Source organism: Afipia felis ATCC 53690 (genome assembly GCF_000314735.2).
Taxonomy (GTDB): Bacteria; Pseudomonadota; Alphaproteobacteria; order Rhizobiales; family Xanthobacteraceae; genus Afipia; species Afipia felis.
Map to the genome: position 1 here is coordinate 1506946 of NZ_KB375270.1, position 26417 is coordinate 1533362.

The following is a 26417-nucleotide window of genomic DNA, read 5'->3' on the forward strand; positions in this document are numbered from 1 at the left end:
TTTCACTCTCAACAAGCTTGGTTAGCGGATGACGGCGTCCGGCCAGAGCTTCACCTCGCGCTCGGTCTGCGCGATAGATGCATTCGCCAGTGCCTCGGCTTTTTTCGCCAAAGCGGTCGCGGAATCGAAGTTGCCTTCGTCCGCGGCCTTCTTGGCGCCCTTCAGGGCGGCAACGGTCGTGGTCCACTGATTTCTCAGTTCGCCCGCCTTCTTGTTGGCCGCCTCGGCCTTTTCATAAGCCGCCTTGAACGTGTCGGCGGTTTCCGCAGCGTGCGCGGAGGTCAGCGCCATCAGAACGGCCGCGCCCGCGATAATCGATGTCATGATCCGCATGGTCATCTCCTACGGCCGCGCGCCCGGACCCGTGATCGGGATCCCGTTGGCCATGTACGACAGATAATACTCGACGTTGCGGTATTCGGGGTCCTGCGGCTTCAGCGGCACACCACGCACCTGGCTGTTGCAGGTCGTGAAGCGGCGGCTGGTCGTGCCCATCCCGCCCCATTCGGAGCGATAGATCGGCATCGCGTTGAGGATGCCCAGCGCAGGCGCGAGGACTTCGGCCCGGATGTGCTCGCCCGGCGCCTGAACGTGGCAGCTCGCGCAGGAGAAATTGAACTGCCCGCGACGCTGATAGAAATACTGCTTACCCTTTTCGTAAGCTTCCAGCGCCTTCGGATTGTCCTTCGGAATCTTGATGTCGAACGGCTTGCCGCGCGATGTGTAGGCCATATAGGCCGTCACCGCCGCCATGTCGTCCTTCATGTAATTGTAGGGTTGCTCGCCGTTCTTCTCGAGGCATTGATTGACGGCGACTTCAAGCGTGACGACCTGATTGGTCTTGTCGTCGAAGTAAGGATAGTTCTGACGAACACCAATGCCCTTGTTCTCGAAACAATCGGCAAACGTCTTGCCGTTCTTGAAGGGCTTCTCGAACAGCTCCTTGCCCTTGTCGAGCGCGAAATCGTAGGGCGGGAAGACTTCCTTCTCGATCCACTGCTTCCGCAATCCCTCATTCATCGAATAGGGACCGTTGGCAAAATCATTGAGTTCAACCTTCGGAAACTTGTCCGTAAAGAATTTCCGGAAGGCCTGAAAATCCTTCTCCGGCGACGATGTCGTCACTTCGGCCCGCACCATGTGCGGACCTGCGAGTGTCGCCAACGCTACCAACAATGCGAGCCCACGCATCATTCCAACCCCTCCTGCCGGTTCGACCCTCACATAATCTTGGCGGTCGTGGTGTCCGTAGCACCTTTATTGTCAACCCAGGTGATCTTCAGGTCGTCGCCCTTCTTGCCGCCTTTGAAGGCGAACTTGACGAACGGATCCTTGGAGACGGCCGGGCCCCACAGCGCGGTGAAAACCGTCTTGCCGCCGGTCTCGAACTGAACCGTCTCGATGTGATGAGCCGGGATGAGTTCGCCCTTGGAATCCTTGACGAAACCGGAGTCCATCGGGTGCTGCACCAGCGCCTGAACTTCGGTGGTGTCGGCGCCAGCGATGGCGCGTACGCGAATAGTCGATGCCATGATCTATTTCCTCCTCAGCCGCCGCAGCCGCCGACAGTGACCTTCACTTCCTTGGTCGCGCTGTAGAGCTTGCCATCCGCCTCGACGATGGCGACGACCTTGCTGGTCTTGGCCATCTTCAGGCGGTTGGACACCGACGGCAGCGTACCTTCAGGAATCTTATACGACGCAGCGAGCGCATAAGGATTCTCAAGCACCAGCACCGAAATCGCCGTTACCTTCGGCAACGTCGAACTGACGCTGATCGGCACGACAGCGCCGTTCTCGGCGATCTCAGGCGCATCGAGCTTGACCTTGTCGGACGCTTCGGCCGACTTGCCATACAGCGCCTTGAGAGCGTCGGCTTCGTTCTTCTGCTTGAAGGCATCGGCCGGCCAGCCCGCGGCATCGGCCGCGAACGCCGCGACCGAGCGCATGACGTTGAGGCTCGCGCCGAACACCGTCGCAAGCGCGGCTCCCTTCAACAGACTTCTGCGCGACGTGCGCAGGTCGGGAAGTTTTGCGATAAACATTCGATTTCCTCCGGTTTTTCTTAGAGCTGATAGAGAAAGTCGACGATCGCCGAGATTTCTTTATCAGTCAGAATAAGGTTGCGGCCGAAAGGCGGCATGACTGTCTGTGGATTGCGCGCGGACTCGTCTTCGATGATCGCGGTCAATTCCTTGCGGTTCGGGAAGCGCGCTTTCATGTCGCTGAGCTCCGGACCGATGGAGCCCGGAAAATCGCCGCCCTTGAACTCGTGGCAAGTAATGCAATTGCCCTTGCTGCGATCGAGCGCCAGCGCCTTGCCATCGAGCGGCGCCGTCGGTTGGGCGAAAGCCGCAACAGGCGCAGACAGCACAATCAGGGTTGCTGCAGTTGCGAGATGAAGACGATTAAAATGCATCCTGCGCGCTCCAAATTACTTCGGTTGCATATCATCGAGCGGACCGGTGGTCCGTGGCGTCAGGCTCTGTCCTTCAGCCGTCGAAACAATCTTCAGTGTTGATGGATCAACACACTTCGTCATGCAAGGCTTCATTGCCGTATCCGGGCGAGGATCCTGCCAACTAAAGCTATCATGGTTAGGCATTTTAACTTTTGGCAAGGAATCTTTGTCGGCGACAAAATCGGCCGGAACAATATTATTGAGATTCAGGACATAGGCCGTCAGCGCGTACACATCGTCTGCCGACAGGGTGCGCGGCGAAGTGAACGGCATAGCGCGATTGATGTAATCCCAAAGGGTGGGAGCGAACGGCCAGTAGCTGCCGACGGTCGGTTCAGGACGATCTGCAGTGAGCGTTCCGTTGCCGCCCGCGAGCTTGGGATAGCGCCCCTCACCCTCGCCGAAGGTCCCGTGACAAACCGCGCACTGATCGGCGAAAACCTCGGCTCCGTGGTTCACGTCGCCCTTGCCGGGCGGCAATCCCTTGCCGTCCTCGCCGCGCGCGTCGATATCCCAGCCCTTGATCTGCTCGGGCGTCGCAGGCGTGCCGTAGCCGAACGGCTTGTGAGCTCCCGCCGCAATCGCGGGCACAGCGTTTGCCGCCAGCAAAGCGGCCGCGAACATCACAGGACGCACGTTAGCCAAGCTGGACATCGTAAACGCTCCCATCGGGCTTCACCTGCCAGGTCTGGATCGAGTTGTTGTGGTAGACGGAATTCGTGCCGCGAACCTTTCGCAGCGCAGCGAGCGTCGGCTGCACAAAGCCGGTTTCGTCGACCGCGCGCGATTCGAGGAAGGCGGGCTTGCCGTCCCAGCGCCACGGAAACGTAAAGCGCGTGAGCGCCTTCGAGAGCACCGGCTCCTTCAGCTCGGCCTGCTGCCAGTTCGCGCCACCATCGGTGGAGACGTGAACTTCCTTGATCCTGCCGTTGCCGGTCCAGGCGAGACCGCGGATCTCGTAGAGACCCGGTCCGCTCAGCGGCACCTCCGGGCACGGGAACGTAATCACCGACTTGGCGTCGATCAGCCAGGTGAAACCGCGCGATTTTCCGTCCGGCATCAGGTCGGTGTATTTCGAGGTTTCCTCGCGGGTGTACCAGGGCTTGTCGCCCACCTTGATACGCCGCAACCACTTCACGCTGACATTGCCTTCCCAGCCGGGAACGATCAAACGCAGCGGATAACCCTGCTCCGGCCGCAGCGCTTCGCCGTTCTGCGCATAGACCACGAGACAGTCGTCGAGACATTTGTCGAGCGGCAGGCTTCGCGCCATGTGGGCGCCGTCCGCGCCCTCAACGAGAATCCACTTCGCTTCCTTCTTCAGACCAACCTCTTCGAGCAGCGTTGAGAGCTTCACGCCAACCCATTCCGCGCAGCTCACCATGCCGTGCGTGAACTGCAGCGAGTTGAGCTGCGCGCCGCGCCATTCCATGCCACCATTGGCAGGGCATTCAATGAAATGGATACGGGACGTCGACGGAAACCGCATGATGTCCTTCATCGTCAGGATCAGCGGGCGATCCACCAGCCCGTGAATCATCAAACGATGCTTGTCGGCTTCGACGTCGGGGCGACCCGCATGGTAGCGTTCGAAGAACAGGCCGTTGGGGGTGATGATGCCATGCAGGCTCTGCAGCGGCGAGAAACTGATCGAGGATTCGGTGCCGGCCGTGAGCCAGGGCACGTTGCGGCGGATCACGCCGGCCTGCTCATCCGAGGGCTTGCCGTAGGGCCGATCGACAACGCCGGCCCCGATGGACTGCGACCATTCGTTCTCGGCCGGCGGCGCCGCGTCATCCGCGCGCGCAGTCGAGCCATTGAGCAGGGCCGCGCCTGCGGCGGCTCCAGCCATTTTCAGCAAATGCCGCCTGGGGATCTGGACACGCTCCGACCCAGCAGCCAAGGACGCCTTACGGGCATCCTCCAATGAAGAGAAAGGCACCAGATCTCCTCCCTGTGCGGTCAACCATTTCTATGGGACCATTTATTTTGCTTATCGTTGGGAAAGCGAATATCATCCGATCCTAATTTAGTCAACGCTAAATCAATCGATTGGCGTTCTGCCCACAAAATTGATATGATGAATCACAGAAAAATTTTCAGGACCGATTTCGATGACTACGGCTCTCGCTGCGAAGACGCGCGCGACTAAGTTACGTCCCGATCAAATATTGGAACAGCAGGCGCGCGAGGTCTCCCGACTCCTGAGCGTGCTTGCGAACGAAAATCGCCTGCTGATCGTTTGCTATCTCATGATGCGAAACGAAATGAAGGTCGGCGAGTTGGTCGACGCATTGCATCTCAGCCAATCGGCACTCTCCCAGCATCTTACCAAGCTGCGCGAAGAAGGACTTGTCGAATTCCGGCGCGAGTCGCAAACGCTCTACTACAAAATCGCCGATGAGCGCGTGACCAAGCTCGTCAAGGTTCTCAAGAAGCTGTACTGCGACGACGCCATATGAAGAATTTGCTGCGCGTAACCGTACTGGCGTGGGCGATGTTGCCCGCCGCCCTGCTCGCTCAAAGCAAGACGCCGGATTACGCGCCGCTCGACCGGCCCATTACGGTGGATCAGGTTCCCGGCAAGGATATTTTCTACAGCATCGGCAGCCCCGGCATTCCGGGCAAGGCCAACGAGGGCAACACCTCCAACGCCGGCTATGTTGTAACGCCGGAAGGCGTCGTCGTATTCGACGCACTCGGCACGCCCTCGCTCGGCTGGGCGCTGCTGCAGGACATCCGCAAGCGGACCGATAAGGACATCCGCTACATGGTGGTCAGCCACTATCACGCCGACCATATCTACGGCCTGCAGGCGTTTCGCGATCACAGCCGCGCCATCATCATCGCGCAAGAAAATTCAGCCGATTATACCGAGAACAGGGAAACCGCCGACGAGCGCGCGGACGAACGGCTCGATCAACGTCGCGACGCACTTGCCCCGTGGGTCGACGAGCACACGCGGATTATCCCGCCCGATATCATCTTCGACGACAGGCTCACGATTTCGCTTGGCGGCAAGCATTTCTCGCTGATTTTCGCGGGGCCCGCGCATTCCAAGAGCGACATCATGATGATGGTCGAGCCCGACGGCGTGCTGTTCGCGGGCGACATCGTTCAGAACGGCCGCATTCCGTTCATGAACAGCGACGACGTCAGCACCGCGCACTGGCTCAAGGCGCTGGACGATGTGCGCACGCTCAATCCCAAATATATCATCCCGGGGCACGGCAAGCCGTCCGAGGCTGCGCAGGAAGCTATTGCGTTCACCCGCGATTACATCCTGTATGTGCGCAAGGCGATGAGCGAGGCGGTTGCGAACTGGGTCGATTTCGACACCGCCTACAATTCGACGGACTGGTCCAAGTACAAAGGCTACCCGGCGTTCGAAAGCAACAACCGGGGCAACGCGTATCGCATTTTCCTGGAGCTTGAATCGTCTCAGTTCAAGAAATAGGACGATTGCCTCCGAGAGTTCGAGCGAGAGGATATTGATGACGTCGACTATCCGGATACAGGCCCATCTGATTGGCGATGTGACCGAGGTTCAGGCCTTGATCAAGCACCCGATGGATTCCGGATTCGCCAAGGACGCCGACAACAAACTCATTCCCGCGCACTACATCGAAACTCTCAGTTTCGAGCATAACGGCAAGGTCGTCTTCGCCGCGGACTGGGGACCAATGGTGGCGCGGCAGCCCTACGTCAAATTCTCCTTCAAGGGAGGCAAGGCGGGCGACGCTGTCACGGCGCGATGGACCGACAGCAACCGTGTCGTGGACAGCACGAAGACGACGATCAGGATCGACTAGATTTTTGATCCATTCGCGGGTCATTCCGGGGCGCGAGCATCACGATCAAACCCACAAATAGAATGGCTGGCAGCGCGGATGAAAGAAACCCACGTCTGCCAGCCACTTTTTAAAAATTAAAACTTACTTCTTGTTGCCGCTGGCGTCGAACTGCTTGAGGAAAGCGATCACGTCGGCGCGCTTTCCGGCCTGCGAAATGCCTGGAAACGACATCTTGCCATGCGGCGCGAGAGTCTTCGGATTGGTCAGATAATTGTCGAGCGACGCTTCGTCCCAGACCTTGTTCTGGTCCTTGCCGGCTGCGAGATCCGCCGAATAGTTGTAGCCCTCGGCCGTGCCCCATTTGCGTCCCACGACACCGTTCAGCTCGGGACCGACTTTATTCTTGGCACCGGGGCCGATCGCATGGCAGGCCATGCAAACCTTGAAAGCCTGCTCGCCCTTGGCCGGATCACCGCCTTCGGCATGAGCGGCGCCTGCAAAGGCGACAAGGGTGGCAGCAGCAACGATCCAACGCATCTTCTTCTCCTTGGCTTGCTTTTATAGCTGGCTGCGGCCGCACGAAAGGCAACCGCGATGGCGCCATCTATATCACGATGCGCGCGATCTACAGCATAAACCAAGACGGGAGATATTAATTCTTCTAATGGTGATGCAAACTTTGTTACAAACCGATCGCCAATCCGTCGCTGCGTGGATCGTGGGCACCCTCAATCAACCCATCGTCATGAATGACGATGGCTCCGGCCTGCCCTCCCAACGGACTGTTCGCCGAGATCATGCTCGTTTCGTGGCCGCGCGCAGCCAACTCCTCAGCAGTCGCCGCGCCGACACTCTCCTCCAGCTTCAGCGTGTCCCGACTATCGGAAAACGTCTTGCCGAGCAGGAAGCGCGGCCGCGTCAGGGCGGCGAGCGGATCGAGTCCGTAATCGAGCAGCCGGGTCAACAGCACCGTCAGCGTCTGTGGCTGGCCGTCCGCGCCCTGCGTGCCGTACAGAACATGCGGTTTGCCGTTCTTCATCGCGAGGCCGGGATTGAGCGTGTAGAATGGGCGCTTGCCCGGCGCGATGGCATTCGGGCTGCGCGGATCGATGCTGAACGCGGCTCCACGGTTCTGCCAGAGCACGCCGGTGTCGCCGGCGACGACACCGCTGCCCCAATCGAAATAAGTGCTCTGCAGAATGCTGACGCTGCAGCCCTGCGCGTCGGTTGCAGCGAAATAGACCGTATCGCCGGTACGGAACAGATGCGGCCACTGCATCGCCTGCGCTGTGATCGCAGCCGCCTTGTCCTTGAGCCGGGATTTCGCAAGGCGTTGCGCGATGTCGGCGGCGGCAAAATCCGGATCGGCAATGCCGTCACGATCGAGAAAGGCCTGCTTCACCGCTTCGACGCAGCGATGATAATACTCTGCGCTCCCCTCCTCGACGCCAGCGAAGCCGAGCTCGTTGAGGATGCCCATGATTTCCAGCGTCGTAATGCCCTGCGTCGGCGGCGGCGGCGCGAGCAAGGTCACGTCCCGGTATTCCAGCGACACCGCCTGCTCCTGACGGCTGAAGGTTTTCGCAAGGTCGGCGGCCGTCAGCGGCGATCCGACGCTCTGCAGGCCCTTTCCGATCCGTGCGGCCAGTTCGCCTTCATAGAATTCGCGGGCGCCGTTACGCGCGATCTGCTTCAAGCTGCGCGCGAGATTTTTCTGCACGAACAGGTCGCCGGGCTTCGGCGCCTTGCCGCCAGGCAGAAACAATTCGGAAAATCCCGGCCAACCGGCGAGTTCTTTCTCCCGGAATGACGTCCAGAACAACTGCGACGCCGTGACCGGAAAGCCCCGCTCCGCATAAAGGATCGCAGGCTCCAGCAGCGAGGCAAAACTTTTCGCCGTGCCTTTATCCTTCGACCAATGATCGAGCGAATAATTGTAGGCCTGACGCCAGGAATCCACTGCGCCCGCACTGACAACCGTCGATGGCGCGCCGCGTGCTGCGATCGGCTCCTTGTAATGCGGCAGATTCTCCGCAGCTTGCCCCAATCCGAGTAGAACCGTGTTGCGGCCCTGCGCGTCCGCGATCATCCAGATCGCATCGCCACCGATGCCGCAGAAATGCGGATAGGTCACAGCGATCACTGCGCCCATCGCAATCGCGGCCTCGATCGCGTTGCCACCTTCGCGGAGGACTTTCGCGCCCGCCTCACTGGCAAGTGTATGCGGACTCGTCACCATTCCGGTGCGGGATTGCGCCAGTTGCGGGCCGCCCGTAGCAGGAGATGACGACAATGGGTCTCCCGGCACACGCCGAGCGGCGTTCACCTTCAACGCGTGCTGGGAAAAACCTGTCATTGCCGTCGTCCTTTCAGTTGCCGGGTCGCTTACGACACGGCTTCTTTAACGCGAGAGGAAGAGTTCTCCTCCGCAGCATGATGATGGTGAGCACCGAATGTCGCGGTGAGCCACGCATAGATCGGGCCGAGTGCATTCATCGCCAGCGAAGCAAACAGCGCCGCATACGGATCACCCGGAATAGGACCGAACTTTCCGAAGTAAGTGGCGAAGAACGAGGCGAAGCCGAAGAACATGCCGGGAATGAAGCTGAACGTCGAAATGCGCCCGAGCGACATCATTGTCCCGTTAAGCGTGAACAGGATCACGCATTCCGCCACGATATAGGCATTGCCAGTGAAATACTGCGAGGCGATCTTGAAGCACACCACGATGGCGCAGGCGAAGAAGCCGCCGATCGCCATCGTCGGATAGAACTTCTTCATCACTGCAGACGTCGGTCCGCCGGCCGCGAAGGTCGCGGCCCAAGTGATGAAGATCGCCCACGGTGGGAAGTGGAACGAGGTCATGGCGATGAAGATAGTGGTCACTGCGAGCAGCGACGCGACAATTTCTGCTGGTAGCTTGTTCATGTTGGTTTCCTCCTGATTAGTGTGTTGCTGAAGCCGTCTTCTTGGTTTTGGCGTGAGCGTGCGGCTCCGCATGGGCATGGCCGCAAGTGCGGCAAATCTTCGTCTCATGTTTCGTCATCGCAGCGACGCGGCCGCGCTTGAACACCCAGGAGCGCGCCGGGATGTCGAGAAGCGCATCGGCAACAACCTGCGTATCGAGGATCATCAGATCCGCAGGCTTGCCGACAGCGAGGCCGTAATCCTTGCCGATACCGACCGCGCGGGCCGCATCGGTCGTGCTCATCTTAAGAATTTCCGCCTGGTGATCCGGCGTGCCAAACTGAATCAGATGCGCGAGCATATTGCCGATCACGAGTGGGTCGGCCTTGCCGAACGGCGTGAAGGCGTTGCGAACATTGTTCGACGCATAGGCGACATTGACGCCGCCCGCCCGCAAGGCCCGCACCGGCGTGAGGCCGCGACGCTGGTTCACGACATCCTTGCGGCCGCCGAGGTAAACGTCGGTCGCCGGCAAGGTGATGATGGCGATGTCCGCTTCCCGCAGAAGATCGATCAGGGGCTTCAGTTTCTCCGGCTCGAGCGAACCGGGGCTCGTCACATGGCCAAGCGCAACACGGCCCTGATAACCGGTCTCAATGGTTTTGCGAGCGGTGTATTCCGCGGACATAAAGCGCTGGTCGCTTGCATCGTCCGAGAAATCGGCATGCATATCGACCGGCAAGTTATGCTTCATCGCCATCGCGAACACTGTGTCGATGTGCTTTTTGGTATCGTCCCAGGACACTTCGTTGTAGGGACAACCGCCGACCACATCAGCGCCAAGCTCAATCGCCTTTTCCATCAATTCGACGACACCCGGCGTCTTGAGAATGCCTTCCTGCGGAAAAGCAACGATCTGCAGATCGATCAGATCGCGATATTCCTCGCGCAGTTCAACCGCTGTCTCGACGCCGATCAGGTTCTGGATCGGATCGACATCAGGATGCGCCCGGATCAGCGTCGTGCCGCTCGTGATCGCCATGTCCAGCACCCGGCGCGAACGCTCCAGCACGTCCTTGCGTTCCTGTTTGGATTTCAGGATGCCGGTGACGCGGATTGCTTCCTCGAGCGTGCCCAAACGAGCCGGCATACGGCGGTGGAGAAATGCTTTTTCGAGGTGCAGGTGAGCCTCGATGAAACCAGGCAATGCGACGCAGCCCCCTGCATCGATTTCTTCCGTGCCGGTTCGGTCGAGTTGTTCCTCGATGGCCGCGATGCGGCCATCCTTGATTCCGATATCGACGAGCGGCTTGTCGTCTTCGATCCGGACCCTGCGGATAATCATATCCATGTTGGTCGCGCTCCCTATGAAAATGCCGTTTTCCGGCTTTTTGCCGTGCCTTATGCGATCCGTGGATTCGTTGGCATCTTGCTAACCATGACGTTAGCGGCCCGCTGCCTCGGCGGTAATCGGCGGTGTCCTAAGCGCGTCTAGGAATTTTCCTAGACCGGACCCGGCCCCAGACCGTGGCGCATTGCGTAGTGGACGAGATCCACCACTGTCGCGGCATCGAATTTGAGCAGAATATTGGTCTTGTGCGTGCTCACTGTCTTGACGCTGAGGTCAAGCTTGCGGGCGATGTCAGAGATCTTGCGGCCATCGACCAGCAGATCGAAAATCTCCCGTTCGCGCGGCGTCAGGCGACGATGCGGCTCGTCTTCGGGCGGCACCTTCGAAGGGGCCGCCTGCGTCGCCGTTGCGCTGACGAACATCTCATCATTGGCGACCTTGCGGATCGCCTGAATCAACTGCTGGCTGGCGCTGTTCTTGGTGACGTAGCCGGCCGCGCCTGCCTTGAGAGATTCGATCACATATTGATGCTCGTCGTGCATGCTGAGCACGATCACCCGCCCGCTTCCAATCTTCGCCACCACATCGGTCAGCAACGCAATGCCGCTGCGTCCCGGCATCGACAGATCGAGCAGGACAACATCGCAGGGCGAGGACAACAGAGCGAGAAGCTCCTGCCCATTGGTGGCCTCGCCGACGATTTCGAGGTCGTCGTGCTCGGCCAGAATCTGCTTCAGACCTTCGCGGAAGATCGCATGGTCGTCGGCGAGGACAAGTCGGATCATGATGGCAGTCTGTCCTGCTCCGGCGGACCGTTCAACGGCAAATGCACGGACACGATCGTGCCGCCCTGCGGGTTGTCGCTGATGGCGACCGCTCCGCCCAAGGCCCGGGCGCGTTCGCGCATACCGACCAGCCCGAGCTTGTTGCGCTGGGAGGCGCCCTGGTCGATCCCGCGCCCGTTATCGGTGATCTCGATATGCAATTCCTGTCTCTCGTGGGTAACGACGACGCTCGCGCGTTTCGCCTCGCCGTGGCGCATCACATTGGTCAGCGCCTCCTGCACGATCCGAAATGCTGCGGTCGAAACCGCGCTGTCATAACTGACATCCTGCCGGTCGAATGACAACGTGATATCAAGGCCGCCAAGTTCAGCGGAGTTCTGCGTCAGCCATTTCATCGCAGCGACGAGCCCCAGTTCGTCCAGGATCATCGGCCGCAAATTGACGGCGATGCGACGCAAATCGGTTACCGACCGATCCACGATCGACACCAGCCGATCGACGCGGCCCTGCAGGACATCCTGCGAGGCCAGCCGCTCGCGCAGCCAGATCAGCTCGATCTTCAGCGCGGTCAGCGTCTGGCCCAGCTCGTCATGGAGTTCGCGCGAAATCCTGGCCTGCTCCTCCTCCCGCACCGATTGCAGGAAAGACGACAGCTCGCGAAGTTGCGCACGCGAGCGGATCAATTCATCGGCCGCCGCCTTGCGTTCGGAAATGTCGCGCGAAATGCCGACGGTGCCAACGATATGCCCATTGCCGTCGCGGATCGGCGATTTGATGGTCTCGAACCACAGCACGCGGCCGTCGGGATCGGAACGGCTTTCTTCATAACGCCGCCGTCGCCCGCTCTTTACGACGGCCCGGTCGGTCTGCATATAAATATCGGCAAGATCGGAAGGCCAGATATCGTACGGTGTCTTGCCGATCACTTCGTCTTCCCGCAACCCGATGATCGCGAGATAGGCCGAATTGACAGCGAGATAGCGGGAATCGCGATCCTTCAGCCATGCCATGTCGGGAATGTTATCGAGCAGCGCGCGCTGCTGCTGTTGCTCAAGGTCACGCACCGGACACCATCCGAAAATCCCGCAAGGCTCGGCGAACAGGTTACACCGGCTCTTGTTCTGCGCAAATAAAGTGCAATCGGCCTGTCACGCGGCTGTTGCAGATGACTCGCGCCACGCCAGCAGATAGGTTCCGGTTACCTCGCGAGCTACATCGATCCTCTCATGCGTATTCTTGTCTTTCAACACCTCGCCATCGAACATCCCGGCATCTTCCGTCAGTTCTGGCGTGAGGACGGCCATCATTCGATCACCGTCGAACTGGATGAAGACGAGGCCATTCCCGCGCTCGAAGATTTCGATCTCATGGTGGTGATGGGCGGGCCGCAGAATGTCTGGCATGAGGAGCGCTGCCCCTGGCTGGTGCAGGAAAAGGCCGCGATCCGCCGCTGGGTCCAGGAGATGCAGAAGCCCTATCTCGGCATCTGCCTCGGCCATCAATTGCTGGCTTCGGCGCTCGGCGGCAAAGTCGGCAAGATGCCCTCGCCGGAAGTCGGCCTCGCTCCCGTGACGTTGACCCGCGAGGGGCTTTCAGATCCCGCTCTCGCGGGCTTTCCGCAAGCCGTGGAGGCTTTTCACTGGCATGGCGCGGAAGTCTCCGAACCTCCCGTGGGCTCCGCTGTTCTCGCCTCCAGTGGCCTTTGCGCGGTGCAGGCGATGCGTTGGGGGAGGCACGCCTATGGCTTCCAGTATCATTGCGAGATCGAGCATTCGACGGTCGACGACTGGGGCCAGATTCCTGCCTACAGAACGAGTCTTATCAAGGCTCTCGGCGAGGACGGAGCCAGCCACCTGGCCGGTGACGTACTACCTCGTCTCCCCGGCTTTCATGCCTCGGCGCGTCAATTCCATCGTAACCTGATGAATATCGTCGGCTCCGGCCGTCCGTGATGCAAACGCGCGACCTCAGGTCGCCTTGGCGAACTGAACAGGTGAGACCAACTGCGTCAGTTTTCCCTCGGCTACCGGGGGGCTGAAGAAATAGCCCTGCATCTGGTCGCAGCCGAGCTCATTCAACGCAGCCAGTTGATCCGCCGTCTCGACGCCTTCCGCAGTCGTTTTCATGTTGCGTGCTGCGGCGATGTCCACCACGGCCTTCACGATATGCGACGCACCTTCGGGCTCGGTGATGTTGTTGATGAAGCAGCGATCGATCTTGATCTTGTCGAAGGGGAAAAGCTGCAGATAGCGAAGCGAGGAATAGCCCGTGCCGAAATCGTCAAGGGCGATGCGCACGCCGAGACCGCGAAGCTCATGGAGGATCGACAGCGCCTCCTCGTCGTCGCGGATCAGTACCGCTTCGGTGATTTCGAGTTCGAGACGGTTTGCTGGAAGTCCTGACGAGCCGAGCGCACTCGCGACATTGAGCGCCAGCGTATGGCCCTTGAACTGCACCGGCGAGACGTTCACCGCAAGGCGGATGTCGTCGGGCCAGTTCGCCGCCGCGTGGCACGCCGTTTTCAACACCCACGAGCCGAGCTGGTCGATCAGGCCGGTTTCCTCCGCGATCGGAATGAAGTCAGCCGGTGACACCAGACCGTGGCGCGGATGACGCCAGCGCACCAGCGCCTCACAACCAAGAACCTTCCGGGTTTTGACGTCGATGAACGGCTGATAGTGAACTTCAAATTCCTGATGGAAAAGCGCATTGCGAATTTCCATTTCCATGTCGTGACGTTTCTGAGCTCGGACCTTCATTTCCGGCTCGAAGAAACGATAGGTCCGCCGCCCGCTGCCCTTCGCAGCATAGAGCGCAAGGTCGGCGTTGCGCAGCAAGCCTTCGAGCTCCGAGCCGTCGCACGGCGACATCGCAATGCCGATACTGGCATCCGCATTGAGGTGATGACCTGCGCACTCGTAAGGCACGCGGATGGCGGTATGCACGCGCTCGATCAGCGAAATGAGGTCGGAGCGTTCCCGAATTCCGTGCCGGACGATGGCGAATTCATCACCGCCAAGACGCGCGACGAGATCGTCCGGCTCCATGCAGTCGCTGAGCCGGCTCGCGATCGCCACGAGCAGTTCGTCGCCGACAAAATGACCCAGCGTATCGTTGACCTGCTTGAACTCGTCGATATCGATGGTCAGAACCGCGAGGTTCTCTTCCCTCTTCAGCATCGTCTCGAGATGATCGCGGAACATCGAGCGGTTCGGAAGATCGGTCAGCGCGTCATAACGCGCCATATGGGCGATGCGGTCTTCTGCACGCTGCCGCTCGGTGATGTCTTCCAGCGTCGACACCCAACCTCCGCCGGAGATCGACTGCAGCGCTGTATGAATCACGCGCCCATCCGGAATATTGGTTGTCAGCGAACCGCTGCTCGACACCAACTTGAGCACCTTGACGCAATATTCGTCGACATCGCCGGCGAACATCCCGTGTTTCTTCCGGAGCGCCATGATCTGTCGCAGGCTGCATCCGGCCTTGATCGAGCCGTTCGGCAGGCCGAACATCTCCACATAGCGGCGGTTGAAAATCACCAGCCGGTGATTGGCATCGAACAGCAACAGGCCCTGCTTGAGATTGTTGACCGCCGTATCGAGACGCCGCTTCTCCAGCATCAGTCGCCGCTGGGCCGCGTTGTGCTGGGAGATGACACGCCGCACGATGAAGAGAACGATCAATGTCACCGCGATCGACGCCGCGAGCGCGATCAGAACGAGGCCACGGGTCTGCTCATGCCAATCCGCCAGCGCAGCGTCGACCGTCTTGGTGGCGATCATGACGATCGGGAAATTGTCGAGCTTCCGGATCGATCCAACCTGCTGCACGCCGGTCACCGGGCTTCTCACCATCAGCGAACCATGATTGGTGAATTTCAGGACGCCTCGAAATAACGGCCCGTGTTTGAAATTCCGCCCGATCATGGATTCCACGTGCGGATAGCGGGCGATCATCGTGCCATCTTTATGGAACATCGAAATCGCCGCGTCCGGCCCCAGCGACAACGAGGCGAAGAATGCTTCGAACCGCGCGGGTTCGACGCCGCGGGCGATCATGCCGAGAAACTCGCCCTTCGAATTAACCAGCCTGTGCGCGAACACCGTCGTCCATGCGCCGGTGATGCGGCTATGCACGGGATTCACCACGAGCTTCAGCGAGGAGGAGCCGAATTTCAATTCGTTGAAATGGGTTCGGTCCGCAACGTTGATGCTCGGAACAGGCCACATTTCGGAGGAGTTGATCAACTGCCCGTCCGCGCCGAAAATATTCACACCGCCAACATACGGCATCGAGCGAAGCTTGCCGGCCAATCTCCTGTGGAAATCCTCGCTGGAGATTGTGCGCAGGAATTCCTTGGGCGACTTGTCTTCGATCGCACGGATCTGGGCCATGGCGTCCTCCTGGATCACCTGCCAGTCCTCCAATTGCTGATCGAAATGACGCGTCAGGAGTTGCAGCGTGTTTTCCAATTCACGCTTGCTGTTCGCCAACGCCCGGTCACGCGAATTATTGATGGCCAAGGCCGTGCCCAGCACGATCGCCGCGACGATCATGACTCCGCTCACGATCAGCCAGAAAATCGGGCTTCGTTGCTGCGGCCGGGCGGCGCGATCGATCGCTTCAGCGATCTCGGGCGCATCGAGGCTGCTCTCTTGATATGAATCGCGTTCTGCCATCATCCCTCTACGGGGGTGATTGCATACCGAGGCGAAGTGGAGATCGTGTTAGCAGGAGCGGTTAGCGGGTAGTTAAACCGTTGCCAAAAACAGACATCACCGATGAGGGTTAAGGCTTTCCCTCTGAAAATATCGAAAATGATATCGAAATGACGGCCCTTACAGACGCTTAAAGCACTTCCGCGCCGTAACGGCAGCGTCGGGTGTCGCAGCGGCTAATGCGTAGTTCGACCGGACGACCGCTAACATCGGTCGCGATACGATGGACCTCCAATAGCGGCGCCCCGACCTTCAGGCCCAGCCTCTTCGCTTCATCCGCAGTCGCGGCAACAGCCGCGAGCTGCTCGCCAACGCGCACGATGCTGATACCGAACCGCTCCTGATAGATGACGTACATCTCCTCATCCATCTGGATATGCGCCTCGACGGATAGATCGGGCATCACCTCCACCGGGACATAGATCCGTTCAAAAATCGCGGGCTTGCCGTTCAGGCTGCGCACGCGGGTGATCGCGTGGAGCATGGCTGATGCATCGACTCCCAGATCGTTCGCCTGATCGCGCGTCGCGCGCTGGATACGCTGCGACAGCACCACACTCGTGGGAATGATCCGGCTACCATCCGGCTCCACCATACGGAAAAACTGATACAGCGCGCGATCGCGGGAATGGCGCGCGACGAACGTGCCGACGCCCTGCCGACGCACGATCATGCGGTCGGCTTCCAGCGCGTTCAGCGCCTTCCGCACAGTGCCCTGGCTGACATTGTATTCGGCCGCGAGCTCGTATTCGCTCGGCAGCATCTGCCCCGGCTTCCAGCTTCCGGCGCCGATACGCTTGACGAGAAGCGTCTTCACCTGCGCGTACAGGGGAAGGTATTCGGTATGGCCGCCAGATACTGTCGTTTCGTTGCTCACCAGTTCCTTCACCGTTTCAAACGATTCAAGCCGATAAGTAACAGAAGCCGTCTTCGGACCGAAGTGCTTCCCGCCCGATCGGGCGGCTACGCACAACCAAATGACCCATCAGGCCTTGACCGACGCCGCCTCCGTCAAAATCGATTCGATTTCAGGGCCAACCGTCAGGCCGTCGCGGGCCGCCTTGGCCCGATTCGCAAGCCGCCGTGAACCCGGCAGCCGCGCACCCTGCTGTCCCTCGATTGCCGCGACCAGCGTCGCCATCCGTTCGCCGAAACGGCCATGTCCGAATCCCGCCGGATCGATTGTCAGCAGCAACTGTCCGGTCAGCGGCGGACCGCCTTTGTCATCGAGGAAGGACGACGCTTCGAATGCCAGATGCGCGCCGGGAATACAGGCCGCCAGAATTTCGACCATGAAGGCCAGCGCCGCGCCCTTGGCGTCACCAAGTGGGATCATCGTTCCCTGCAGCGCCTTCACAGGATCGGTCGTGGCCTGCCCGTCGGCATCCAGCGCCCAGCCTTCCGGAATGCTCTCGCCCTTCTGCTTGGCCGCCACGATCGGTCCGCGCGCGACTTTCGACAGCGCGAGATCCACCACGGCCGGCTCACGGCCCTCGAGAGGGGCTGCAAAAGCAATCGGGTTGGTGCCGAACACCGGCTCGCGTCCACCCCATGGTGCCATCGCGCTCGGTGTGTTCGCGAACAGCAACGCAACCAGCCCCTTTTTCGCCAGCGCTTCGCACGGCAGGCCGGCGGCACCGCAATGGTTGGAATTGCCGATGGCGGCGACCGCGATGCCCTGCTTGGCTGCAAGCGCGGGCAATTCCGCGAGAGCAAGATCAATTGCCGGATAGGCAAATCCCTTCGCCGCATCGATCGCCAGAACGCTTGGGCGCGGATTCGATGCTGTCGGCTTCGCCTTGCCATCGATCTTGCCGCTTTTCACCATGGCGAGATAAGTCGGCACGCGCGACAGGCCGTGACCCTTAAGGCCGTCGGCTTCCGCCGTCACCAGCGCACGCGCGACCGACGCAGACGTATCCTCGCTGCAGCCGTGGGCAACGAAGGTACCCGCCACGCGCTTGGTGAGATCAGCGAGAGACAGCGTGCTCATGCGTTCAGGACCTTCTTGACGTTCTCGACCGTGACCCACGACACGCGGGTGTTGGATTCCACGGTGACGCCCGCAATATGCGGCGTCAGAATCAGATTCGGCACATCCGCGAAGACGTTGCCTGCCTTGAGCGGTTCTTCCACGAACACATCGAGTGCGGCGCCGCCGAGCTTCTTCGTCTTGAGCGCCGTCGCCACAGCGGCCTCATCCACCACGCCGCCGCGGGCGGCATTGATAAGGATCGCATCGGGACGCATCCGGGACAGCGCAGACGTATCGATCATGTTGCGGGTCTTGTCGTTGAGCGGCACATGCAGGCTGACGACATCGGCCAGAGCCAGCAGGTTTTCCAGCGTCTGGCGCTGCACGCCGGCCTGCGCGAACACTGCGTCGTCCACCAGAGGATCAAACGCGATCACCTTCATGCCCATTGCCGCTGCGAGTTTCGCCGTGAGGCGCGCAATGGAGCCGAAGCCCACCAGCCCCATCACCTTGTCGGCCATCTCCCGGCCGATCAGCGTATTGCGCGGCCATTTGCCGGCGACGACGCTACCCGTCGCCATATAGGCGCCGCGCAGCAGCATCATCGCGCTCGTGATGACATATTCGGCGACCGACAGATCGTTCGCGCCGGACGCCGGCAGCACAGCGATATTGCGTTCTTTGCAGGCTGCCAGATCGATATTGTCGAGCCCGACGCCAAGCCGACCGACAGCTTTCAGCTTGGGCGCGGCATCCAGCAGCGCGCCACGCACCTGCGTGCGGTTGCGCACGATAATCGCCCGCGCATCCTTGAGGCGAGCGTTCAAATCATTCGGATGATCGACAAGATTAGGGTCGTAGAAATAATCGAATCCCCGCAACCCTTCGGTGATTGCCGCCTCGTCCATGAATTCGCAGATAACGATGTCAGACACGCGGCCCCCAGATCAAAAAAGAAAATGGCGGACGGCGTGGTGACGCCGCCCGCCTTCGTGGTTTAAGCGCTGCGATACAGCTTGGTCAGCGAGAACTCGCGGTGACCAAGAGACTCCGCCGCGGTCAAGCGGCCGTTCGCGGTGCGCACGATCATGTCGATCAGCGCGTCACCGGCCTGATCGAGCGTCATGTCGCGGCGCAGAACGCCGGTCACGTCGACGTCGATGTGCTCGCCCATGGTACGCACGGTCTTCGGATTGCCGCTGATCTTGATCACAGGAATGATCGGATTACCGATGACGTTGCCCTGCCCCGTCGGGAAGGTGTGGACCACATAACCGGCCGCCATCATCAGCGTCACGCACTCAGCAGCAGCCGACGAGGTGTCCATGTAATAAAGGCCAGGACCCTTTGCCGGGGCTTCCGCAGGCTCCAGCGCGTCGATGTACATCGACTTGTGGCCGATCTTCTCGAGATTGCCGAGCGCCTTCTCTTCGATGCTCGACAGACCGCCGGCAATGTTGCCTTTGGTCGGCTGAGAATCGGAGAGGTCGTCAGTCTTGTGAGCCTCGATCACGTCGTCCTGATACGCCTTCCACATTTTGTACCATTTTTCCGCGACCTCCGGCGTTGCCGCACGCTCCTTGCAGAGGTGCTCGGCGCCGGTGATTTCCGAGGTTTCGCCGAACACGCCGTAAATGCCGTGCGGGATCAACTTGTCGTACATGTTGCCGACGGTTGGGCACGACGACAGGCCCGTGGTGGTGTCGGACTCGCCGCACTTGGTCGAGACCCACAGATCCGAGATCGGGCACAGTTCACGCTCGAGTTCGGTTGCCCACTGCACGAAGCGCTTGGCTTGATAGCTCGCGCGCGAGATGGTGTTGATATCACCATGGGTTTCGATACCGAAACCGACCACCGGCTTGCCGGTCTTGGCGATGCCTTCGACCACGCGGCTGGTCCAGCCTTCCTCGATGCCGATGACGACCACTGCCGCGACGTTCGGGTTCGAGCCTGTACCGATCAGAGTGCGGAAATGAACCTCGAGGTCCTCGCCGAACTGCAGACGGCCATAGGCGTGCGGGATGGCAATCGTGCCCTTGATGTTATTGGCGACGGCCTCGCAGGCGGCGTTCGACAGATCGTCGAGCGGGAGGATGAGAACGTGGTTGCGGACGCCGACGCGGCCGTTTTCACGCCGCCAGCCCCAGAACTTCGCGTTCTTGAAATCCTTCGAAGCGCGCTTGCCGGGAAGGCTCTTCGTCGTCAACTGGTCCGTCGCGCCTCCGACGTAAGGCGACTTCATTTCAACGATATTGCTGAGCGACATGTGAACCTCACCAACGCTTGGTCTTGTGATTGTGGATATGGACGTGACGGCCCTGCGGCCCGTCGCCGACCATTCTGCCGACGTCCTGACCGTACTTGATGACGGTGTCGCCCTTCTTGAGGTCGACCAGCGCTACCTTGTGACCGATCGGAATGTCGTCCTTCACGTCGATGGTGAACGTCGTATCGTTCTCGGTGATGACGCCGAACGCCTTGGTGCCGGCCTTCAGGTCCTCGACGACAACGACCGCAACATTGTCCTTCGGGCTGTGAGCCAGCACGTGGGGCATGTTCGGCTTGTCTTTGGCGGCTGACGCCGCTCCCGGAGCATTCATTCTTCCTTCTCCCTGCTCATCTGAATGGGTTTCAGGTCCCAAGTCTTGTATAAGATAATAAATACATCGGTCAAGCAGAACCGACCTATTCCGCCGCCTCCGAAAGCAAGGTTTGCCCCGGTTTTACGCGGGTAAACGCCACCGGCGCGGTGGAAATGTCGATGTCGCCGCCTTTCATTCGCACCACCGTGTAGTGCGAGGTGTCGAGGTCGGAGGCTGACGGATAGTCTTCACGGAAATGTGCGCCGCGGCTGTCGGTGCGCGCGGTCGCCGCCGCGCAGATTCCGCGACTGACCTGGACGAGATTTTCGAGATTGAGTCGGTCCATCCAGGTCAGGTTGTAGCGGCGGTCACCATCCGCCACGCCGGACCGCGCGACCTGCGTCGCGAGATCGTCGAGCGCCGCAGCACCACGCGCGAGGCCTTCGCCCGTGCGTAGAATACCGACATCGTTCCACATGATGTCCATCAGCGCCTCGCGCATTTCGGCGAGATCGCCCGACGGCTTGCCGAGCGGCGAGAACGCACGGTCGAGAGAGGCATCGATCACGGACTGATCCGGATCGGCATGCACGCCTTCCTTCGTAACCGCGCGCGCCATCGCATCGCCGGCGACGCCGCCAAACACCGTGGAATTGGCAACGCCGTTGCCGCCGAGACGATTGGCGCCGTGCACGCCGCCGGTGTCCTCACCGGCCGCAAACAGGCGCGGCATCGCCGTGCTGCAATCGAGATCGAACACCACGCCGCCCATCATGTAGTGCGCGGTCGGAATCACCTCGACGAGACCACCGGCCAGATCGAAACCACAATCAGCGCAGCGCTCCACCATGCCCTTGAAGGTGCGCCGCACGTGATCGGGACCGAGATGGCTCATCTTGATGTGCACGCCGCCGTGCTGCGTCGCGTAGCCCTTGCGGATCTGGTACATGATCGAACGGCTGACGATGTCGCGCGTGGCGCGTTCGCCGCGTTCGTCGTAATCGAACATGAAGCGTTCGCCGCGCGAATCCAGCAACTGCCCGCCCGCACCGCGCAGACCCTCTTCCAGCACCGTGCCGGTCATGCGCGTGCCCGCACCCGCGAGTAGGCCGGTCGGATGGAATTGCACCATTTCGAGATCGCGCAGCGAAAGTCCCGCGCGCATCGCCATCGCAAGACCGTCGCAAGTCTTGTCGCCGGACGGCGTATGATATTTGTACATCGTCGGACCGCCGCCGGTCGCGAGCAGCGTCGCCTTGGCACGCACCAGCAACGGCTCGCCCGTGCGCATGTCGAGCATCAGGACGCCAGCAAGGCCCGAGCCGTCCGCCGCCGGAATGAGATCGAGCGCGCGATGGTCCTCCATCCGCCTCACGTCGCGGCGCCAGATCTGCTCGGACAACCGGTTGATGATCTCGATGCCGGTGAGATCGCCCTTGTGCACGGTGCGGTCGAAGGTCTGGCCCGCGAACGCCTTCTGGTGAACGCTGCCGTCGGGATTGCGGTCGAAGAAGCAACCGAGTTCGTTCTCAAGCTCGCGGATGCGGATCTGCGCCTCGACGACAAGCTTCCAGGCAAGATCCTGATTGTTGAGCCATTTGCCGCCCTCGATCGTGTCCATGAAGTGACGTTCGACCGAGTCGCCCGGCGCCAGCGCGACGTTGTAGCCGCCCTGCACCATGCGCGTGCAGCCGCATTTGCCAAGCAGCCCCTTCACCGCGACGGTGACGTCGAGATGCGGCGCGGTCTTCTTGGCGTGAAGCGCGGCAAAGAGCCCTGCCCCACCCGAGCCGAGGATCAGAATGTCGGTATCGACCGTACGCAGCGCCATGGTTCACACCGCTCCGATGCTTTTGAGAACCGCATCGCGGCGGCTGGCGACATCCTTCTGCAGATCGGCGTAGAGCGAGCCACCATGCGAATCCATGCCGACGAGCAGCGGGCCGAAATTCCTGATCTGGAATTTCCAGAGGCTTTCGGGATGCAGGTCGTCCATATCGATATCGACGATCTGTTCGATCCAGGTGGTCTCGAGCGCTGCCGCGCCGCCGACGATGGCGAGATACGCGCCGCCAAACTCAGCGAAAGCCTTCAGCGTGTCCGGACCCATGCCGCCCTTACCGATGATGAGACGCACACCTTCGCGATCCATCAGGTCATGAGTGAAGCGCTCCATGCGCATCGACGTGGTGGTGCCGATACAGAACGGCTTGTAACCCACCGGCGCCTCGTTCGAGACCGGCACCCGGTGCACGTTCGGCGCGGTATGGATGACCGCGTGGCCGTCGAGATCGAACTTGGTCTCGCGCCCCTTGTCGAACATGTGGATCAGGGTCGCGTCGCGGATGCCGAACAGCGTCTGTTCGAGCGTGACAGTGTCGCCGATCTTCAGGCTGCGCGCCTTCTCCTCGGTGATCGGCATTTCAAGAATATGATGCGCCATGATCCTGCCCTCACGCCGAAAACGCGATGCCGCCGGGCGTGATCGTCGCCCGTGCGCGCCGTGCCGAATGGCACTGGATGTTCACCGCAACGGGATTTTGCGTGATGTGGGTCGCGGCGACCTCCACATGCACGGCGAAGCTCGTCGAGCGTCCGCCAAGGCCCTGCGGGCCGATGCCGAGCTCGTTCACGGCCTTTGACAGTTCCGCCTCGATCTTGGCACCCTCCTCGTCGCTGCACTTCGAGCCGAGCGGGCGCGTTGCCGCGATCTTGGCGAGATGCATGCAGAGATCCGAGGTGCCGCCGATGCCGACGCCGACGATGGTCGGCGGGCAGACGCGGCCGCCCAACTCGATGACGCGATCGATCACGAATGCCTTCACCGCCTTGATGCCGTCGGACGGCAGCAGCATTTTCAGGAACGAGCCGTTCTCCGAGCCCGAGCCTTTCGGAATCATCTCAATCGAGGCCGTTTCCGGGCGCTCGTCGAAATCAACATGGATGATCGGCACGCGGATGCCGCTCGATGTCTGGTTGTTTTTGCGGGTGATCGGATGCACCACGGAGGAGCGCAGCGAGCATTCCGTGGTGGCGCGCTCGCAGCCTCGGCGGATCGCCGCCTTCAATTCTGCGCCGTCGAACTCGACATTACGGCCGATCGTCACGTTATAGATCGGAATGCCGGTGTCCTGGCACAGGATGTTGTTGGTGCGCTCGGCGACCGCGATGTTCTCCACCATCGTATCGAGAACCGTCCGGCCGATGGTGCTGGTCTCGTTGCGCACGAGCGTCTTGAAACCGGCCTTGATATCGTCCGGCAACATTTTGAGAGCCTGCACGTAGAGCGTTTTGCAGATCTCTTCGACTTCTTTCATATCAATCTGCATGGCACTACATCCCGTTCAAGAGAAACAACACACCGACCGCCGCTGATGCGGCGACGCAACTTGAAACCAGCACCGCGCTGCGGTCGCGCATCGCGAACCACTCGATCGCGAGCACCCGAAGGCCGAGCGCCATGTGCACCGCAAGCGCCGACACCAGGCCCCATTCCGCGATCAAGGCGATCCGCGAATGGGTCAATGCGAGAAAGCTGTCCAGCGCGTTTGCACCGTTGAGCGCCGTACCGAGTGCGAGAAAATGCATCGGCAGAAAGATCGCCAGCGCCACGCCGGACAGACGATGCAGCATCGCCGCAATGAAACCCGGCTTGAGATGAGAGCTTCGTATCAGGCTCATGCGCCGTACACCGCAAGTGCGGCCCTCACTCCAAGGATAACAAGCGAAACGGAAAATAGTGCCATTACCAGATCGAGCGAGCGACCGCGCCAGTGCAGCCACTCGCGCAGCACCGACCGCAGACCGATCGGCGCATGGATCGACGCCGCAAGTACGAACGTTAGGTAGAAGGCGAGGAACGCGCGGTTGCCGTGGGTGCGCGCCAGAATGTCGCCTGCCGTCAGCCCGCCGCGCACGGCGTAGATGATGGTGATGAGGTGCACCGTCACCGCGAAAGCCAGAATGAACGCGGTGCCGCGCTGGGCGAGATAGAGAACCGGGTTCATCGCCGCCTCCAGAGCCTGTTCGAGGTCGCGCGCTTCAAGCCGGCGATCGAGAACGTCGGGGACAGATGCTTAGGACAGAATTCCGTACAACTCATGTGGCTGTGACAGGAATGGCAACCGGCGTCGCCGGTGACGGCGGTCAGCCGCGCGTCCTGCCCGCGGTCACGGACGTCGTTGACGAGCGTCCAGGCCCGGTTCAGCGCTGCCGGTCCGAGATAGTCCTCGTTCCACGACACCACGTCGCAGGCCGAGTAGCAGACGCCGCAATTGATGCACTCGATGCCTTCGTCGACCGCCTGACGCTCCGGCGAGGCAGGCTCGACGACGGCAAAATCCTCGGGCGGGTTATCTCCCGGCTCGAAATAGCCGTGCGCATCGCGCCATTTGTTGAAGAACGGCTCCATGTCGACCGCCAGATCCTTGACGACTGGCAGGTTGCGCAGCGGTTCCAGCTTCAGCGGACCGCTTTCGAGCTCGTCGACGCGGGTGCGGCAGGTCCAGCGCGGCCGTTCGTTGACGACCATGGCGCAGGAACCGCACATCCCGACGCGGCAGGCGAAACGATAGGACAGCGTTTCGTCCTGCGTGTGCTGGATCTCGGTGACGACATCCAGCACTGTTTGATTGGCGCGCGCCGGAACTTCGAATGTCTGGAAGGCGCCATCCTTGTCACCTCGCCAGACCTGTACGGTTAGTACAGGACCCGGCGAGGTGTCGTTATTGCTCTTTGATTGAACACTCATGACGCAGGTCAAGAGCCTCCGTGAGTTATTGTTAGTTGTTAGCTGCCGTTGGCGTTGTGGATGCCCGGGAAGTAGATGTCCTTCCAGGACTGGGCCTTGGCAGTGACGAGACCCGCACGATTCATGTAGTCGAGATAGGACATCACCTTCTTCGGCGTGGTGGTCCATTCGTTCACCGGATCACGGATGATCTTCTCCGCATCGGCAACCGGGATTTTCGAGTTCTCCGCCTTCACCCAGATCGCAGCCGCCTTCGCCGGATCCGCCTTGATGTTGGCGATTGCCTCTTCAAGTGCACCCAGGAACGCCTTCATGACTTTCGGGTTGGCTTCGACGAACTTGGTCGTCGCCCAGACCGAGTTGAAGGTGTGCGGTCCGCCCAGCACATCGTAGCTGTTGAGCACGAGATGCGCCTTCGGGTCCTTCAGTTCGAGATCCTGGAACGGAGCCGAACCGAAATGGGCGTCAACTTCCGAGTGACCACCGAGCATCGCCGTCATGGCGTCGGGGTGGCTCATCGACACGGTCAGCGAATCGAGCTTGTGACTCTGACCCACACCGAACGCCTTCTCTGCCGCCATCTGCAGCGTGATCGCCTGGATCGAGACCTTCACCGCGGGAAGACCGATCTTGTCCTTTTCGGTGAAGTCCTTGATCGTCTTCACGTTGGGGTTGGTGGTGACGAGATAGAGCGGCATCGCGTTCAGCGCGGCGACACCCTTCACCTTGTAGTTGCTCTGGGTCTTGCCCCAGATCGTCAGCAGCGGACCGACGCCGCCGCCGGCAAAGTCGAGATTGCCGGAAAGCAGCGCTTCATTCATGCCGCTGCCGGCACTGAAGCGCAGCCACTCGACCTTAAGATCGTTGATGCCTTCGGCCTTGGCGTGTTTCTCGAAGAGCTGCTGCTCCTCCATCATCGTCAGCGGCAGATACGAAATGCCGTACTGCTTGGCGATGCGAACGGTATTCACCTCGGCATGAGCCGCGGTGCCGGTCAGTCCTGCGATCAGACCGATCGCTGCCATCGTCTTAACAACTGATTTCAACATCCTGTCCTTCTCCTCACAAAAAGCCGGGTGTTTGTTGTTG

30 protein-coding genes are annotated in these 26417 nt (G+C 60.6%); 4 read left to right on the top strand and 26 right to left on the bottom strand.

The annotated features are described in order from the left end of the window. Nucleotides 1-21: 21 nt before the first annotated feature. The 7 genes from HMPREF9697_RS07055 to soxC are packed head-to-tail and all read right to left on the bottom strand — an operon-like array spanning nucleotide 22 to nucleotide 4402. A complete protein-coding gene (locus HMPREF9697_RS07055) occupies nucleotides 22-333 on the bottom strand; it encodes a hypothetical protein (RefSeq protein ID WP_002716490.1) in 312 nt (103 codons plus the stop codon). A 9-nt stretch (nucleotides 334-342) separates the two neighbouring features. Further along, nucleotides 343-1191, bottom strand: coding sequence for a sulfur oxidation c-type cytochrome SoxA (gene soxA, locus HMPREF9697_RS07060; protein WP_002716491.1), 849 nt, complete (start codon nucleotides 1189-1191; stop codon nucleotides 343-345). A gap of 29 nt (nucleotides 1192-1220) precedes the next feature. Continuing rightward, nucleotides 1221-1532, bottom strand: coding sequence for a thiosulfate oxidation carrier complex protein SoxZ (gene soxZ / locus HMPREF9697_RS07065; RefSeq protein WP_002716492.1), 312 nt, complete (start codon nucleotides 1530-1532; stop codon nucleotides 1221-1223). 14 nt (nucleotides 1533-1546) lie between these two features. After that, nucleotides 1547-2044, bottom strand: a complete 498-nt coding sequence (soxY, locus tag HMPREF9697_RS07070) for a thiosulfate oxidation carrier protein SoxY (RefSeq protein ID WP_002716493.1) — start codon at nucleotides 2042-2044, stop codon at nucleotides 1547-1549. Between the two features lie 20 nt (nucleotides 2045-2064). After that, nucleotides 2065-2418 (bottom strand): sulfur oxidation c-type cytochrome SoxX, encoded by a 354-nt coding sequence (soxX, locus tag HMPREF9697_RS07075; RefSeq protein ID WP_002716494.1) that lies wholly within the window; start codon nucleotides 2416-2418, stop codon nucleotides 2065-2067. Between the two features lie 15 nt (nucleotides 2419-2433). Then, the gene (locus HMPREF9697_RS07080) at nucleotides 2434-3114 is read right to left on the bottom strand and encodes a c-type cytochrome (protein ID WP_002716495.1); all 681 of its coding nucleotides are present in this window, start codon (nucleotides 3112-3114) and stop codon (nucleotides 2434-2436) included. Then, complete coding sequence (gene soxC / locus HMPREF9697_RS07085) at nucleotides 3098-4402, bottom strand: sulfite dehydrogenase (protein ID WP_002716496.1); 1305 nt, start codon at nucleotides 4400-4402, stop codon at nucleotides 3098-3100. Before soxC ends, HMPREF9697_RS07080 begins: the two co-directional genes overlap by 17 nt. Nucleotides 4403-4574: 172 nt before the next feature. Here soxC and HMPREF9697_RS07090 point away from each other — a divergent pair, with 172 nt between their 5' ends. Genes HMPREF9697_RS07090 through soxZ (HMPREF9697_RS07100) form a run of 3 tightly spaced genes read left to right on the top strand, consistent with a single transcriptional unit; the run spans nucleotide 4575 to nucleotide 6272 of the window. Beyond that, on the top strand, nucleotides 4575-4922 hold the full coding sequence (locus tag HMPREF9697_RS07090) for an ArsR/SmtB family transcription factor (RefSeq protein WP_002716497.1): 348 nt from the start codon (nucleotides 4575-4577) through the stop codon (nucleotides 4920-4922). After that, a complete protein-coding gene (locus HMPREF9697_RS07095) occupies nucleotides 4919-5917 on the top strand; it encodes an MBL fold metallo-hydrolase (RefSeq protein ID WP_002716498.1) in 999 nt (332 codons plus the stop codon). Before HMPREF9697_RS07090 ends, HMPREF9697_RS07095 begins: the two co-directional genes overlap by 4 nt. Before the next feature lie 37 nt (nucleotides 5918-5954). Next, complete coding sequence (soxZ, locus tag HMPREF9697_RS07100) at nucleotides 5955-6272, top strand: thiosulfate oxidation carrier complex protein SoxZ (protein ID WP_002716499.1); 318 nt, start codon at nucleotides 5955-5957, stop codon at nucleotides 6270-6272. Between the two features lie 123 nt (nucleotides 6273-6395). Here the strand turns inward: soxZ (HMPREF9697_RS07100) and HMPREF9697_RS07105 are convergent, their stop codons facing one another. The 6 genes from HMPREF9697_RS07105 to HMPREF9697_RS07130 all read right to left on the bottom strand — a co-directional run bounded on the left by HMPREF9697_RS07105 (nucleotide 6396) and on the right by HMPREF9697_RS07130 (nucleotide 12361). After that, nucleotides 6396-6791 (bottom strand): c-type cytochrome, encoded by a 396-nt coding sequence (locus HMPREF9697_RS07105; RefSeq protein WP_002716500.1) that lies wholly within the window; start codon nucleotides 6789-6791, stop codon nucleotides 6396-6398. Nucleotides 6792-6936: 145 nt separating this feature from the next. After that, a complete protein-coding gene (locus HMPREF9697_RS07110; protein WP_002716501.1) occupies nucleotides 6937-8610 on the bottom strand; it encodes a gamma-glutamyltransferase family protein in 1674 nt (557 codons plus the stop codon). A gap of 29 nt (nucleotides 8611-8639) precedes the next feature. Beyond that, a complete protein-coding gene (locus HMPREF9697_RS07115) occupies nucleotides 8640-9182 on the bottom strand; it encodes a DUF1097 domain-containing protein (RefSeq protein ID WP_002716502.1) in 543 nt (180 codons plus the stop codon). A 16-nt stretch (nucleotides 9183-9198) separates the two neighbouring features. Beyond that, complete coding sequence (locus tag HMPREF9697_RS07120; RefSeq protein WP_002716503.1) at nucleotides 9199-10512, bottom strand: amidohydrolase family protein; 1314 nt, start codon at nucleotides 10510-10512, stop codon at nucleotides 9199-9201. A gap of 152 nt (nucleotides 10513-10664) precedes the next feature. Next, nucleotides 10665-11297 carry a response regulator transcription factor gene (locus tag HMPREF9697_RS07125; protein ID WP_002716504.1) on the bottom strand — a complete coding sequence of 211 codons (633 nt, stop codon included), beginning with the start codon at nucleotides 11295-11297 and terminating at the stop codon, nucleotides 10665-10667. Continuing rightward, nucleotides 11294-12361, bottom strand: coding sequence for a PAS domain-containing sensor histidine kinase (locus HMPREF9697_RS07130; RefSeq protein WP_002716505.1), 1068 nt, complete (start codon nucleotides 12359-12361; stop codon nucleotides 11294-11296). Before HMPREF9697_RS07130 ends, HMPREF9697_RS07125 begins: the two co-directional genes overlap by 4 nt. Nucleotides 12362-12523: 162 nt before the next feature. Here HMPREF9697_RS07130 and HMPREF9697_RS07135 point away from each other — a divergent pair, with 162 nt between their 5' ends. After that, nucleotides 12524-13249 carry a type 1 glutamine amidotransferase gene (locus HMPREF9697_RS07135; RefSeq protein WP_002716506.1) on the top strand — a complete coding sequence of 242 codons (726 nt, stop codon included), beginning with the start codon at nucleotides 12524-12526 and terminating at the stop codon, nucleotides 13247-13249. Nucleotides 13250-13264: 15 nt separating this feature from the next. On the opposite strand, the gene HMPREF9697_RS07140 is transcribed toward HMPREF9697_RS07135, so the two are convergent. From HMPREF9697_RS07140 to HMPREF9697_RS07200, 13 genes are all read right to left on the bottom strand, one after another. Beyond that, the gene (locus HMPREF9697_RS07140; protein WP_002716507.1) at nucleotides 13265-15979 is read right to left on the bottom strand and encodes a bifunctional diguanylate cyclase/phosphodiesterase; all 2715 of its coding nucleotides are present in this window, start codon (nucleotides 15977-15979) and stop codon (nucleotides 13265-13267) included. A 169-nt stretch (nucleotides 15980-16148) separates the two neighbouring features. Beyond that, the gene (locus HMPREF9697_RS07145) at nucleotides 16149-16895 is read right to left on the bottom strand and encodes a GntR family transcriptional regulator (protein ID WP_002716508.1); all 747 of its coding nucleotides are present in this window, start codon (nucleotides 16893-16895) and stop codon (nucleotides 16149-16151) included. 108 nt (nucleotides 16896-17003) lie between these two features. Beyond that, nucleotides 17004-18011 carry an Ldh family oxidoreductase gene (locus tag HMPREF9697_RS07150; protein ID WP_002716509.1) on the bottom strand — a complete coding sequence of 336 codons (1008 nt, stop codon included), beginning with the start codon at nucleotides 18009-18011 and terminating at the stop codon, nucleotides 17004-17006. Further along, entirely contained in the window at nucleotides 18008-18928 is a 921-nt protein-coding gene (locus HMPREF9697_RS07155) for a hydroxyacid dehydrogenase (protein WP_002716510.1), read from the bottom strand. The genes HMPREF9697_RS07150 and HMPREF9697_RS07155 overlap by 4 nt, the downstream gene beginning before the upstream one ends. Before the next feature lie 62 nt (nucleotides 18929-18990). After that, entirely contained in the window at nucleotides 18991-20262 is a 1272-nt protein-coding gene (locus HMPREF9697_RS07160) for a UxaA family hydrolase (RefSeq protein WP_002716511.1), read from the bottom strand. Between the two features lie 7 nt (nucleotides 20263-20269). Further along, the gene (locus HMPREF9697_RS07165) at nucleotides 20270-20596 is read right to left on the bottom strand and encodes a UxaA family hydrolase (protein WP_002716512.1); all 327 of its coding nucleotides are present in this window, start codon (nucleotides 20594-20596) and stop codon (nucleotides 20270-20272) included. Nucleotides 20597-20681: 85 nt separating this feature from the next. After that, the gene (locus HMPREF9697_RS07170; protein WP_002716513.1) at nucleotides 20682-22409 is read right to left on the bottom strand and encodes an L-aspartate oxidase; all 1728 of its coding nucleotides are present in this window, start codon (nucleotides 22407-22409) and stop codon (nucleotides 20682-20684) included. Nucleotides 22410-22412: 3 nt separating this feature from the next. After that, nucleotides 22413-23021, bottom strand: a complete 609-nt coding sequence (locus HMPREF9697_RS07175) for a fumarate hydratase C-terminal domain-containing protein (protein ID WP_002716514.1) — start codon at nucleotides 23019-23021, stop codon at nucleotides 22413-22415. Between the two features lie 10 nt (nucleotides 23022-23031). Then, on the bottom strand, nucleotides 23032-23907 hold the full coding sequence (locus HMPREF9697_RS07180) for a fumarate hydratase (RefSeq protein WP_002716515.1): 876 nt from the start codon (nucleotides 23905-23907) through the stop codon (nucleotides 23032-23034). 4 nt (nucleotides 23908-23911) lie between these two features. Beyond that, entirely contained in the window at nucleotides 23912-24259 is a 348-nt protein-coding gene (locus HMPREF9697_RS07185) for a succinate dehydrogenase, cytochrome b556 subunit (protein ID WP_002716516.1), read from the bottom strand. Then, nucleotides 24256-24585 (bottom strand): hypothetical protein, encoded by a 330-nt coding sequence (locus HMPREF9697_RS07190; protein ID WP_002716517.1) that lies wholly within the window; start codon nucleotides 24583-24585, stop codon nucleotides 24256-24258. The genes HMPREF9697_RS07185 and HMPREF9697_RS07190 overlap by 4 nt, the downstream gene beginning before the upstream one ends. Then, entirely contained in the window at nucleotides 24582-25328 is a 747-nt protein-coding gene (locus tag HMPREF9697_RS07195) for a succinate dehydrogenase/fumarate reductase iron-sulfur subunit (protein ID WP_002716518.1), read from the bottom strand. The genes HMPREF9697_RS07190 and HMPREF9697_RS07195 overlap by 4 nt, the downstream gene beginning before the upstream one ends. 38 nt (nucleotides 25329-25366) lie before the next feature. After that, a complete protein-coding gene (locus HMPREF9697_RS07200; RefSeq protein WP_002716519.1) occupies nucleotides 25367-26377 on the bottom strand; it encodes an ABC transporter substrate-binding protein in 1011 nt (336 codons plus the stop codon). Between the last annotated feature and the right edge of the window lie 40 nt (nucleotides 26378-26417).